Raw genomic sequence first — 13942 nt, 5'->3', positions numbered from 1 at the left:
GAAATAGCTTCATTAGAAAGGCACTCTATATGCCTGCACTCGCTGCTAGCCGATATAATAAAGATCTAAAAGTATTTTATGAAAGAATAATTGACAGGAAGCCAGCTAAAAAAATCGGAATAACTGCTGTAGCTAGAAAGTTGCTGATCTTAATATATATCTTATGGAAGAATGATCAGGAATATATTTTCGAAGAACAAATAAATAACGCTGTAATGGAAGTAGGCAGATACTGAGATCTGCCTACACAGGATGAATAGCTTGCGCTGCTCTCCTTTATAAAAAATAAAGTTATAAAATATTTGGAATTTAACACAGTACCTTTTTTCGGAAAAAAAGAAAAACAAAAAGTTCCTTTTATTTCACCACTTTTTTATCATTTACTACAATATTTTTTAACTGTAGGCTTTTAATAAAATCAAACATGATATCGCCTTCGTTTGACGTAGAAATGTTTAAGTTTTCTAATGTAAAATTGGAAAGCGTGTATTGTTTTGACGATTTGATGTGGAGAAAACGATCACACGTTACCTTACAATTACGCATCGTCAAATAGCTCGCAGAAGATTTCGGTTCCGGTTGTCCTTTCAAATCGAAAAACTGCGTCCAGGGATCTATGGAAAGAAAATTGCGTGCAGTCCCAGTAATATCCTCTACCAATATGTTTTTATGTTTTTGCGGTGTGTCGGGACGCATTTTCAATCGAAGCACATAGGAAGTGTTTTTTACTGTGCAACGCCTCATAATGACATTATCACTAAAAACCGATTCACTACCTAGCGTTAGGGATGGACAGTTTTCGATCGTATTGTCTTCTATGATGATATTGCGATTGGCCCCATTATTCGGATCCTTGTCCGCTGTTGGCCCTTTACCACCTTTTAAGCAAATGCCATCATCATTTACCGATATATAACAGTTTTTTATGAGCACATTCTGGCATACATCTAGGTCAATACCGTCCGAGCTTGGGGCACGGACCTCGCTTCCATTATTTGAACCTGCAAGAATGCGCACACCAAGAATTTTAAGGTTTTCACATTTATAGTAATGTGAGGTCCAGAATGGAGAATTAAGCAGATTTACACCCGATATCTGTACGTTTTTACTGTTCGATACGTACAAAAGGCGCGGACGTTGTTCGTCCATATTTGTACATTTAGGGTTCCATTCCCGACGTAGCCAAAAAGCTTTCCAGTAGCGCAATCCGTTACCATTAATCGTACCTTTCCCTGAAATGGTAAAACCATCCAAGCCATCGGCATTAATAAAGGCTGCAAAATATTTCAGTGACTGTCCTTCAATACGGGTAGTAATTACCTTAAAATCAGAAATATCATCGCTGCATTTGAGTGTTGCTCCTTCGCCCAAATACAAATGTGTTTTCGGTTTGAAAAAGAGTGATCCGCTGAGGAAAACGCCTTTCGGAATAACAATAACACCACCACCACTTTCAGATGCTTTGTCTATAATTGCTTGGATACGTTCTGTTTGCACTATTGTGCTATCGGTTTTTACTTCGTAATCAGTAATAATATATTTTTTACCTAATGCATTGCTTACAACCATGCTTGTATCTGAAAACCAAGCAGGAATAGGTGTTCCGTTGGGAAAATTCTGCGCACATACATCCCCTAGATTTTTGAAAGTAGGGAAATAGAAGAATATCACTAATACAAAAATGATCGGTTTTTTATATTTCATTTTTTTTGTTATTGGAATGAGGCTATCGGTTATCTACCATTTGCATTATTCAAAAGAAGGAGGTTCTTTTGTTAAAAGCAACCTGTACCGTCCTGCATATAGTATAAAAACACAATTTATCCTAGATAAATAGGCTTCTAACTTATTTAGAACATAGCTCTGGGGAACAACAAAATCTACGCAATCGATTCCAGAGATTTTGCTTAAAAAAAAGAACTTTTTTATTACTCCTGTTTGTTGTCAGTTTGACTTGATCCACGAGTGCCCTAATATTTTTTTTATTCCCTTGTAGGTAATTTCTTTAAAAAATTTGTCCTATCGATATAAGGTATAAACCTAATATGTCACAGGATAGATTGATTGAATTGATAACCAAGGAGTTCACTGGTGAACTTACTGTATCTGAAGCAAACGAGTTAGCATTATTGCTTGAAGATAAGCTACTAAAGGAAAGATACAACTTGCTCAAAGCTTATCTTTTGGATAATGACGCCGATCATTCAGCTGACGAACGTGTTTTTAAGAAAATTAAAACGAAAATCGCTCAGCGCGAAGAAATCCCTTTTTTCTTACCAAAAAGTAAAAATAAATGGTATTTATGGAGAATTGCTGCTGCAGTCGTCTTAATCCTGATAGGTTTTGTTGTGGTACTACCCTATTTAACCGAAATCTCTAGCAGACAAGTAGCTTATACCGAACGTGCCGCAAAGAAAAGCTTTACCTTACCAGATGGAAGCAAGGTGGTATTAAATGCGGAAAGTAAATTAGTGTATCCCAAAGCGTTCGATGACAAGTATAGGCGGGTTACCTTGATAGGAGAAGGTTTTTTTGACGTAGCCAAGGATCCTAAGCGTCCTTTTGTTATTCACACCGAACAAATGGATATTAAGGTACTGGGAACCTCATTCAACCTAAAATCCTATCCTAATGATCAATTTAGTGAGACCACCCTGTTGAGCGGCGCGATAGAAGTAACGTTGAAAAACAGGCCGGCCGATAGAGTTACGTTAAGACCTTCCGAAAAACTGATTGTAAAAAATCCCGACATCGAAGATCAACATACCGGAGACCCGGAAACCAACGATGCTTTAACACAGGTTACCCATTTTCAAAAAATAGATAATACCGTTGTGGAAACCTCCTGGATATACGACAAGTTAATTTTCAAAGACCGGTCTTTTGCAGACATTTCCAAAATGCTTGAAAGAACGTATGATGTGAAGATTGATTTTCGAAACCAGCAGTTGAAGTTGCTCAAGTTTACCGGACATTTTGAAATGGAATCAGTAACTGATATTTTAAATGCCCTACGCTTGGTTGAACCTTTTTCCTATACCATAGAACATAAAAAGATAATCATTCTCTAAAAACTACTAACAGCTAACCATTAAAACAAGACATTATGAGGACCATTTTAGAACCAGAATAAAAAGCAACGGGGACTCGCCATCCCCGCCACATTAAAGACGATTGTAAATATTGCAGACTGCTTTGAGCGGGAGTCTGCCTTTGACCATCCTTAAGATTTTTAAAGTTATGAAATTTTTCAGACACCATAGCGGTGTTTCGAGGTTTTATTGCCTCAAAAAGCCAATTCTTATTATGAAATTAACATTTGCATTGATTGTGTATTTCAACTTTCAAATGTTAGCGGCCGGATATTCCCAAACCAAGGTTACCTTAAATATCGGCAAGGCCGGTTTTAAAGAAATCATTTCGGAGATTGAGAAGAAAAGCAGCTATCGATTTGTATTCAGCGAAAGGAATATTCCTTTAAAGCAGTATGAAAACTATTCCGTGCAGGAAAAAGACGTTCTTGCAGTGGTTAAAGACCTGCTGGACAATACACCATTCATCATGCGCGTCTTGCCAGACAATCTGCTGGCTATCGTTTCCAACGATACTCACATCGCTGATACCAGGATTACAGGAAAGGTTGTAGATGAAACAGGGCAAGCATTGGCTGGAGCGACAGTAAAGATCAAGGGACATAATAAGGAAGCATCAACAGACACCAATGGTTCTTTTTCGATCGAAGTACCTGCCAATACGGTGCTGGTTGTTTCTTATTTAGGTTATAACACGGTAGAAATACCTGTTGAAGGAAAAACCTCCCTAACTATACAATTATCATCGGCAGGACAGGATTTAAATGAAGTGGTAGTGGTGGGTTACGGCACACAAAGAAAAGCAGATGTAACCGGATCGATCGCTTCTGTCAGTTCAGCGACTATCGCCAGAGCAGCCACTCCCGATGCGGCGGGAGCTTTACAGGGCCAAGCACCGGGTGCAGTGGTTGTAAAAAACGTAGGAAAACCGGGTTCCGGCTATAACATCAATATCCGTGGTATCAGTTCATTTAGTGGCCCAAGTTCACCGTTGTTTGTTATCGATGGAATTCCGACCACTTCGGGCTTAAATGATTTAAACCCAGCCGACATTGAAAAAATTGACATTCTAAAAGATGCCTCCGCCACGGCAATTTATGGGTCGAGGGGCGCTAAGGGGGTAGTGATTGTAACTACTAAAAGAGGTAAAGAAGGGAAAACCACTATCTCTTATGATGGTTATATGGGAATACGAAAACCGGTTAATTTACCCAGAATGTTCAATGGCCCTGAATATGTAACCTTCCGTACACAGCAGTTTTTGGCCACAGGACGAGATACATCGCGTAGCAACGCAGCTTTTTTTTCACCTGAGCAATGGGCTAATATCGATGCTGGACGATTTACAGATTGGCCTTCCCTCCTGCTAAAAAATGGCTTGCAAATGAATCATAATATATCCGCAAGCGGAGGTGATGAGAAAACACAATTTGCTTTCGGTGCAGGTATTTTGAGCGAGGAAGGTAATGTGAGTCCGGAGGATTTTAAACGCTACTCCTTCCGTGGAAATGTTGACAGACAGATCAATGAAAAGTGGAAGGCAGGCATGAGCTTTTATGCCGCCCAGAACCTACAAAATTTGGGAAGCTATGAATCGCTTCGTTCAGCCTATCGAATGCCACCGACCGTATCTCCCTATGACAGCAATGGTGAAAAGGTATTCCGTGTGCTGGGAGGTGACGGTGTCACCAATCCCTTGTTCGATCAGGAAAATGACATTCGTCAAAACCGATCTATCAGAGCATTTGGTCAGCTTTATATCCAGGTACAGCCTATTGCTCACTTAACCTTAAAAACAACTTTCTCACCAAGCATAGATATAGGTCGAGGAGGCTGGTATTTCGGAGCCTTATCTAAGGAGGGGGCCGGTAATGGGGGCTATGCCCAAGCAAGGGATTATGATACCAATGAGCAAATAAACTGGCTTTGGGATAATCAGGCTACCTACGAACGGGAACTAGCTGGTGGACATAAATTTACGGTAACGGCTATACAAAGTATGCAAAAAGATCGCCTGGAAACCAATGGAATTGACGTGTACAATTTACCTTATAACTCTTTGTGGTACAATGTAGGTTCGGCTACCAATACCGACTTCAACGGAACTTTCCGTGGGCCAACAGTGGGTTCCGGTTATACAAAATATACCTTAGCCTCTGCACGGGCCAGGGTTAACTATAGTTACAGAGACAAATACCTTCTTACTGCATCTGGTACTTGGGATGGCTCTTCCCGATTTGCAGAAGGTAATCAATGGGGCTTTTTCCCCTCTGCATCTTTTGCCTGGCGCTTGTCGGAAGAAAACTTTATCAAAAAAATAGATGCCATTAATGATTTAAAATTACGGTTAAGCTATGGAGCATCTGGAAACGACCGAGTGGATTCCTATACTACACAGGCAACGCTTGGAGCATCTACTTATTTTTTCGGGAACTCCCTTATACAAGGTTATTCTCCTAATCGTTTAGCAAACAAAGCATTGACTTGGGAAACCACGAGAGAGGTAAATTTGGGATTGGATTTTGCCCTGCTACAAAATCGCATTTATGGAACAGTCGACTTATATAACCGTAAAATAGACAACATTTTATTAAACCGCAACCTGCCGGCACCTTCGGGATGGAGCTTTGTTACAGACAATCTGGGCAAATTACGAAATAAAGGAATTGAAGTCGGATTGAGCACCATCAACGTTCAAGGTAACAAATTCTCTTGGAAAACTGATTTCGTTTTTGATGCCAACAAAAATGAGATACTGGAAACAGCCAATGGTAAAAACGACGACATCGGAAACCGCTTGTTTATCGGGCAACCTGTTCAGGTAAATTTTGACTATGTTTTTGACGGTATTTGGCAAGAGCATGAAAGAGAATTAGCCGCAGCATATAATCAATTACCTGGTCAGGTACGTGTAAAGGACATGGATAATAATGGTGTGATCAATGCTGACGACCGGCAGATTATCGGTAAGCGGGTACCCAGCTGGACGGGTTCGATCGGCAATACCTTCCGTTATGGCAATGTCGATTTGTATGTATTGGTTTATACGCGTCAAGGTGAACAGTTTAGCAGTTCGTTCGATGGTTCTTTTATGAACTACAATCAGATCTATAATCAGGTGAAAGTAGATTATTGGACGCAAGACAACCCATCTCAAACCCATTTTCAACCAGGCAACCCGGGATCTTTTGTGAACGCAGCCTATTATCAAAAGACAAATTTCGTTCGGATCAGCAACATTACTTTAGGTTATACTTTTCCAAACAGCCTTACTGAAAAGCTTAAAATGAACCGTTTACGGATTTATGCAACGGCTACGAATCCGGTTTTATTTACCAATTATAAGGGATATGATCCCGAATGGGCAATGCAAAACACCTATGGAACTGCAATCGGTACAGCTTCTTATCTTTTTGGTGTAAACCTTTCCTTTTAACATTGATTAAAAATGAAAAAAAATCTTATCATCATAGTCATCATTTTTGCCGGTATAACGTCCTGCAAAAAATTTCTGACTGAAGAAAATCTGAGCGGAATTACCGCCGAAAATTATTATACCAATGCCGCCGGTTATGAATCCCTGATAAATTCATGCTATGCATCACTTCGTGGCATCTATAGCCCAAACCCAAGTTTATTTGAATGGGGAACGGATATCATCACAAGAGGTGAAATTGAGTTGGTGAGTGGTCAGGCAAACGAGGTACCGGCCATCCAACTTAATGAATATCGGTCTTTAACGTCCGACAATGTTCCTATTGACACCTTCTTCACCGTCGCTTATAGAGGTATTCAGCGTTGCAATACAGCTATTAACCGCGCTAACAGCATTCCGGATTTAGCCGAAAACACAAAAAACAGGCGGCTTGCTGAGGTACGTTTTATTCGCGCTTATTTTTATTATCTGCTTGTTGAAAATTTCGGAAATGTTCCCATTGTGCAGGAAGAGATCAGTTCTCCGGTTACACATTTTGCTCCCAATACGGAACAAGAGGTATACGACTTTATGATTGCTGAGTTAAACACAGCCTTGCCTAATTTGGAAGCAAACCCCGCAAGTACCGAGCCGGGCCGGGCTACACAGGGTGCAGCAAGGCATTTATTGGCACTTCTGTATTTAACACGCGGTTATAAATCCTTCGGTGGAAGTTCCGATTTCGAGCAGGCAGCCCAACTTGCGGAAGAATTAATGGGTAGTTCATATTATGCATTGCTCCCCACTTTTGCCGAAGTGTTCCAACCGGGTAATGACCTGAATAGGGAAATCATTTTAGCCGTTCAATATGGGGCACAACCGGGATACAACGGTAATGGGCAAAACATTCTGTTCGGATGGCGGTATTGGCGTGAAAAAGGCTTTGATGAAGTGACTGGACTAAAAGACTATAATAGGCGAATCTCAAACTTTATGCCTACCCAATTTTTATATACCTTGTATAATACAAGCAAAGACGCACGCTACGATGCAACGTTTTTAAGTCAGCTTTATGCCACTAAGGCCGATGGTGCTATAAAAGCAGGAGATCTTCGTTATTACTTCCCTTATCCCGATCAGCCCTTTACCGCAGCAGATTCAATTGCCCTGAAAACGGCTAATCCAAATGTGGAAATCATCCGCTTTGATAAATGGAAGCAGGCTTTTAATAATGTAGGTGGTTTGGAGAAGTTTCCGATGATTAATAAATTCTACGATCCCAATGCCGGCCTTCCTTATAACAATGAATTTGCTTATGCGAGTACAAAAGATGTTTTTCTCTTTCGACTGGCCGAAACCTATTTAATCGCCGCCGAAGCTTATTTCAAGCTTGGGCAGCTCGACAAAGCGGCAGAGAAGCTTAATGCCATCCGGCAACGTGCCGCAAAACCTGGTCAAAACATGAACATTAGCGCTGCAGATGTAAATATTGACTTTATTTTGGATGAAAGGGCAAGAGAACAAGCTGGCGAATATAAAAGGTGGTTAGACCTAAAACGGACGCAACGCCTGGGCCGAGCGTTTGAATACAACACCTTAACGAAAATGGCCAATCCTGGAGGCGTAGTTGATAAATATTACTTACGCCCCATTCCGCAATCGGTTATAGATCGAGACACGGAAGGATATCCGCAAAATACTGGTTATTAGCAAAACGGAAAGGATGGCCACCTTTCCATTTTGCTAGGCTCCAGTCAAATAACGCTAGACACTCCTATTAACTTGTTAATACATATACATAAAGACAGGAAATCTTATTATGACAAAAAAAATAATTGAGACAGCCATTATAACTATATTTCTGATGAATGCGCTCGTTTCTTTGGCACAAGACCGAAAGTCTTATAACGCAATTTATTCAGGCCTTCCCTGGATGGACAACCGCGGCAAGGCCGTGAGTGCGCATGGAGCGAATATCATAAAGGACAATGGCAAATATTATCTTTTTGGGGAATACAAAACAGACTCGGCCAACGTATTTAATGGGTTTTCCTGTTATTCGTCGGTAGACTTATACAACTGGAAATTTGAACGTATAGCACTCCCTGTTCAAACAGCCGGCAAATTAGGCGCCAACAGAGTAGGTGAACGACCAAAAGTGATGAAATGTCCTAATACCGGTGAATACATTATGTATATGCATGTCGACACGCTCGGTTATATAGATCAATTTATTGGATACGCTACCTCTAAAACCATTACGGGCCCCTATATTTTTCAGGGGCCTTTGCTCTTTAACGGCGAGCCTATTCGGAAATGGGATATGGGTACCTTTCAGGACCAAGATGGTTTGGGCTATGTACTCATACACGGTGGCGAAATTTATAAGTTGGCGGAGGACTATAAAAGTGTAGTGGAAAAAGTAAATGAATCGTTAGCTTCCGGCTTTGAATCACCTACCCTTTTTCGTAAAGATAGTCTATATTACTTTTTAGGCTCAAATTTGACCAGTTGGGAAAGAAATGACAACTATTACTTCACAGCGACATCATTGCATGGACCTTGGGAAAAAAGGGGCGTTTTTGCTCCGGAAGGTACGCTCACATGGAATTCTCAATGTACCTTCGTCTTGCCGATTGAAGGCACAAAGGATACGACTTATATGTATATGGGAGATCGGTGGTCTTTTCCCAAGCAAGCTTCCGCCGCTACTTATGTCTGGCAACCTTTGATTGTTTCTGACAGCTCACTGTCTATTCCCGTATATCAGGAAGCTTGGAAAATAGACATATCACATGGAATGGCCTTGCCAACATCTTTTGAGGGTAAGATCATTAAGAGCGCTGATAAAAATAGGGTAAGGTATGTAGGAAACTGGGCACAAGACACCTTGTTTTTGCGGAGCTCCGACATGAAAGGAGCATCCTTCTCCACGCATTTTCAAGGCACACAGGTTGCCTTTTATGGGATGGCGCGCCCAGAAGGAGGCTACGCCTTAGTTAAACTCCAAAATAGCAATGGAAAAACCGTGTTGTCTTCTATCGTTGATATGTACTGTAAATATCCTATTTCAGCACTCAAATTTCTGAGTCCTCGCCTTCCTAAGGATCATTATACATTAACCGTCACTGTGATGGGCGAACGAGGTAACTGGTCGGACAAGAGAAAGAGTCTTTATGGTAGCACAGGTAATATGATTTCACTCGACAAGCTTATTATCGACACATCAAAATAGCAAGCTATTATTATTAAATTTAGTATTACAAAATTATCGGAAGCACCTTCCAAGATTCTAAAAATATCAACGAATGATTGACTTTAAAAAGAGTTGTTACTTCTTCCTCTTTGCATTATTAATTTCGCCTTGGGTTACGGCGCAAGAAAACACCTTTCCAATTGTCACCAAAACAATCAAGGTGTCTATCTTATACGATAAACAAGCGCCTAAGCTAGATTCTATTACCGCGAACCTTCTTGCAGAAGATATCGAAAGGGTCACTTCTTTTAAACCGAAAGTGTTTACAGATCTTTCTAAAGCGAATGGAAATGTCATCGTTATTGGTAGCGTAACATCTCCCTTAATCAAAAAATTCCTCAGCAAGGAGCCTGCTTTTAGCGAAAGGCTGAATGGTAAATGGGAAAGCTTTGGACTAAACATCGTTGACAAGCCTATCGGCACTATCTCTAAAGCACTGGTAATTGCTGGCAGTGATCCACGGGGAACGGCTTTCGGTGTATTTACGCTCTCAGAAAAAATTGGCGTTTCTCCCTGGTATTGGTGGGCAGACGTGCCCGTAAAGAAAAGCGAAGAGCTTACGGTACGGCAAGAAAGCTATATCTCGGCATCCCCTACAGTTAAATACCGAGGCATCTTTATCAACGACGAAGATTGGGGGCTACAACCTTGGGCAGCCAAAACCTTTGAACCGGAAACGGGTGATATTGGTCCTAAAACCTATGCCAAGGTTTTTGAGCTATTGTTACGTCTAAAAGCAAATCTGATATGGCCCGCTATGCATCCAAGTACAAAGGCATTTTTTCATTACCCAGGCAACCCTAAAGTGGCCGAAGACTACCAAATCGTCATTGGCTCTTCGCATGCCGAACCCATGCTTCGAAACAATGTAGATGAATGGGATGTAAAAACGATGGGACATTTTAACTATCTCACGAATAAAGAAAGAATTTATAAATATTGGGAAGACCGGGTAAAAGAAAGCGAGGGCATCAATGCCATTTATACGATCGGCATGCGCGGCATTCATGATGGACAAATGGAGGGAGTAAAAGACATGAAAGAGGCCGTCCCACTGTTGGACGATATTATAAAGGAGGAAAGGGGGCTGCTTGCCAAGTATATCAATAAGGATGTAACAGCCATACCGCAAGTCTTAACTCCTTACAAAGAAGTACTCGAAATATACAACAATGGTTTAAAAGTGCCAGAGGATGTTACACTCGTATGGCCAGATGATAACTATGGGTATATTCGTCATTTTCCAAGCACAACAGAACTGAAACGCCGCGGCGGCAATGGTGTTTATTATCATGTATCCTATTGGGGTAGACCTCATGACCATCTGTGGTTAGGCACTACGCACCCTGCTTTAGTGTATCAACAAATGAAGCTAGCCTATGATAGCGGCATACAAAAGATGTGGATATTAAATGTGGGCGACATCAAGCCGTCGGAATATCAGATTGAACTGTTTTTGGATATGGCTTGGAATATTAATCAGGTATCGGCAGAAGGCATCGCTGCTCATCTAAACCATTGGCTGGAAAGAATATTTGACACTGGCTATGCCACGCAAATAACCCCGCTAATGGAGGAACATCATCGCTTAGCTTACATTCGTAAACCTGAATTTATGGGGCATACAAGGGTGGAAGAGCGTGACTCGTCATATCAGGTAATTAGCGATTTACCCTGGAGTGAAAAGGAAATTAAAGACAGATTACTCGCCTATGACGCCTTGTCAACAAAGGCAGAAAAAATCACTAATCAACTCCCTACTAGCATGCAGGATGCATTTTTTGAACTTGTTAAGTATCCTGTGCAAGCTGCGGCACAGATGAACCGAAAACTACTGCTTGCACAGTTAGCCCGCCACGATAAAGCAGATTGGCAGCAAAGTGATATGGCTTTTGATAGCATTGTTACATTAACAGGCCAGTACAATGACTTAAAGGCCGGTAAATGGAACCACATCATGGATTATCAACCCCGCAAATTACCGGTTTTCGGCCGTGTAAATCGTCAACAAGCGACAAAGCCGCTCCCTCCATATCACCGGCCGCGCTATTCTTTTAATGGAACTGATTTTGACAGTAGTACAGGAAAATCACTTGCCATCGAAGGTTTAGGTTATGAGGGCAAGGCCTTGTCATTACAAAAAAACAGTAATATTTCTTTTAAATTGCCGAATTTGAATGTCGACTCCATTTGGGTGGAGGTTAGACTATTGCCTAATCATCCTGTTGAAGGACAACAATTGCGATTTGGTATTGCTTTAAATAATGGAAATATAAAAGAAATCACGTATCAAACACAAGATCGTAATGAAGAATGGAAAGAAAATGTACTGCGTAATCAGGCTATACGCCGTATCGTTTTACCTGTAACAGAGAAGCGTAATCATGTTTTGACATTAACCGCTCTTGATGCCGGTGTTGTGATAGATCAGGTTTTTATTTATGATTAATTTCACCTCAGCTTCCTACAAATTTCGGTCGGTTATCAGATTTTTATCAGATCTCGCCAGGTTTTTATCAGATAAATCTGATCAAAACCTGGCAAAGACCTGAACAGGACCTGATAGATGTACGAATATCGTACGAAGTAAATAGGAAGACATCCCCTAAGTATACACGTGATATAGCTAGCAAGTCCAGCAAACCAAAATTGTAGGTATCGTGTTTGTTTTAACCTGCTAAAAAATTTCGATCCGATTATTTAACCATCTGCACTGAGCTATCATTAATTTCGAAAGGGTGTTGCTGCAATAGACGATAAATTTCGGCTCCAGCCAATAAAACGGGGCCATAGCCGTGGGCAGCAAAATTGCTTATTGGTCGATAATAGTAAAAAGCAGGATCGAAACCCATGCCCGTGCCTACACAGGTACCCATTACCTGACCTTGTGCTGTTACTTGTGTGTTCACTGCATTCCAAGCGAGTAAAGCCATAGGACCATAGGCCTTCGCGTCAAGCCAACCCTTATTGATTGCCCTTGCAACACAATAAGCATAAATCGCTGTAGCTGATGTTTCAAGGTAAGAGTCATTACGATCGAGCAATTGATGCCAAAAGCCCGTTTTATCTTGCCTTTCAGCTAAGCCCATGACATGGCTACGGAGTTTTTCAAGCACCTCTTCCCTTCCCGGATAATCCGCAGGCAGCACGTCGAGCAGTTCTACTTTGGTCAGTAGCCCCCAGCCATTCGCTCTAGCCCAATGAAATTGGGGATGAGGATCCATATCTTGCACCCAACCATGCATATACAAGCCTTTTTCGGTATTGAACATACGTCCTGCAAATTGCTGATACTGCTTCAAGGCTTCGTCAAAATAGCTTTTATCCCCCGTTAATTTACCCATCTGTGCTAGCGCAGGAAGGCTCATATATAAATCATCTAACCACAAGGTATTAGGCTGCGGCCGATTGCGCGCCAATGTTCCGTCCTGTAGGCGGAATTCTTTATGTAATATATAATCTATATAATGATCTACTAAGGGTCGGATAAGGGAAACTTCAGCTCCTACATCCAATGCTTTCAGCATAGCTGCCGCCATGGAACCCGCATCGTCCAAAGCATGTGGCTCCAGCACGCTGCGCACAGGGGTAGTAGCATCCTTATGTTGTTCAAGATACTTTTTGTAATGCGCTGCTACCGTACCAATAAAATCAATCCGCTTCACCGTATAATCCTTATACTTTTGATCGCCTGTTGCTGCAGCCACTTCTAACATACCGGTGTAGGTTACCCCCCACTCATAACTTATAAGTCTGAAATCACCGGGCTGAAAAATATGACTAGCATTCGCTTGCTTCAGGTCGACCACCTTGTTTGTAGCTTTATCGACTAATGCTGCAGGAGTAACAGTATTTAAATATTGGTATACCCTATCTAGGGTATTCTTCACCTCTTCGGGTTTTGTTTCACCATAAGGTGTATCATAGTCGGGCTTAAGCAGGTGCAAAGGTGCCGTGGCATCGTTTCCGCCCTTACTAATATATTGTGCACATAAGGGCAAGGCGGATAAACAACAAAACAAACTTAAGACACCTGGGAGAATATGTATTCGAAGAAGCTTTCGTTCCATAGGGACCATTCGTAATTGGTTATAAAAAATTGACTCAACTTTTATTATTAAATAAAAGCACAAGTTAGTAAATTCAAGAAATTAACTGTCAGGCACTGTCCTGAAAGCT

At 41.2% G+C, this 13942-nt stretch carries 7 protein-coding genes and 1 pseudogene; 6 read left to right on the top strand and 2 right to left on the bottom strand.

Features of this window, described 5'->3' with window-relative positions:
* Positions 1-236: pseudogene (locus BMY50_RS26960) on the top strand (hypothetical protein); the annotation flags it as partial.
* Between the two features lie 121 nt (positions 237-357).
* Here BMY50_RS26960 and BMY50_RS26955 read toward each other — a convergent pair.
* Entirely contained in the window at positions 358-1704 is a 1347-nt protein-coding gene (locus BMY50_RS26955; protein WP_093332763.1) for a rhamnogalacturonidase, read from the bottom strand.
* A gap of 341 nt (positions 1705-2045) precedes the next feature.
* Between BMY50_RS26955 and BMY50_RS26950 the strand changes: the two genes are divergently transcribed.
* The 5 genes from BMY50_RS26950 (at position 2046) to BMY50_RS26930 (ending at position 12212) form a co-directional block, all read left to right on the top strand.
* Positions 2046-3071: a FecR family protein gene (locus tag BMY50_RS26950; RefSeq protein ID WP_093332760.1), complete on the top strand. Its 1026-nt coding sequence runs from the start codon at positions 2046-2048 to the stop codon at positions 3069-3071.
* 235 nt (positions 3072-3306) lie between these two features.
* Positions 3307-6528, top strand: coding sequence for a SusC/RagA family TonB-linked outer membrane protein (locus BMY50_RS26945; protein WP_238383904.1), 3222 nt, complete (start codon positions 3307-3309; stop codon positions 6526-6528).
* Positions 6529-6540: 12 nt separating this feature from the next.
* Entirely contained in the window at positions 6541-8217 is a 1677-nt protein-coding gene (locus BMY50_RS26940; protein ID WP_093332754.1) for a RagB/SusD family nutrient uptake outer membrane protein, read from the top strand.
* Positions 8218-8326: 109 nt separating this feature from the next.
* Entirely contained in the window at positions 8327-9742 is a 1416-nt protein-coding gene (locus tag BMY50_RS26935; RefSeq protein ID WP_093332751.1) for a family 43 glycosylhydrolase, read from the top strand.
* Between the two features lie 73 nt (positions 9743-9815).
* Positions 9816-12212 (top strand): glycosyl hydrolase 115 family protein, encoded by a 2397-nt coding sequence (locus tag BMY50_RS26930; RefSeq protein WP_093332748.1) that lies wholly within the window; start codon positions 9816-9818, stop codon positions 12210-12212.
* Between the two features lie 247 nt (positions 12213-12459).
* On the opposite strand, the gene BMY50_RS26925 is transcribed toward BMY50_RS26930, so the two are convergent.
* Complete coding sequence (locus BMY50_RS26925) at positions 12460-13833, bottom strand: glycoside hydrolase family 88/105 protein (protein WP_093332745.1); 1374 nt, start codon at positions 13831-13833, stop codon at positions 12460-12462.
* Between the last annotated feature and the right edge of the window lie 109 nt (positions 13834-13942).

Source organism: Olivibacter domesticus (assembly GCF_900109575.1).
Lineage (GTDB): Bacteria > Bacteroidota > Bacteroidia > Sphingobacteriales > Sphingobacteriaceae > Olivibacter > Olivibacter domesticus.
Note: the sequence above shows the minus strand (reverse complement) of the source record. Positions and strands in the feature narration are given on the sequence as shown.

What these genes read in the sequence shown, in the direction of transcription:
- BMY50_RS26955 (WP_093332763.1), bottom strand. Translation starts at nt 1,704, where the DNA reads ATGAAATATAAAAAACCGATCATTTTTGTATTAGTGATATTCTTCTAT.
- BMY50_RS26940 (WP_093332754.1), top strand. Translation starts at nt 6,541, where the DNA reads ATGAAAAAAAATCTTATCATCATAGTCATCATTTTTGCCGGTATAACG.
- BMY50_RS26925 (WP_093332745.1), bottom strand. Translation starts at nt 13,833, where the DNA reads ATGGAACGAAAGCTTCTTCGAATACATATTCTCCCAGGTGTCTTAAGT.
- BMY50_RS26935 (WP_093332751.1), top strand. Translation starts at nt 8,327, where the DNA reads ATGACAAAAAAAATAATTGAGACAGCCATTATAACTATATTTCTGATG.
- BMY50_RS26930 (WP_093332748.1), top strand. Translation starts at nt 9,816, where the DNA reads ATGATTGACTTTAAAAAGAGTTGTTACTTCTTCCTCTTTGCATTATTA.
- BMY50_RS26945 (WP_238383904.1), top strand. Translation starts at nt 3,307, where the DNA reads ATGAAATTAACATTTGCATTGATTGTGTATTTCAACTTTCAAATGTTA.
- BMY50_RS26950 (WP_093332760.1), top strand. Translation starts at nt 2,046, where the DNA reads ATGTCACAGGATAGATTGATTGAATTGATAACCAAGGAGTTCACTGGT.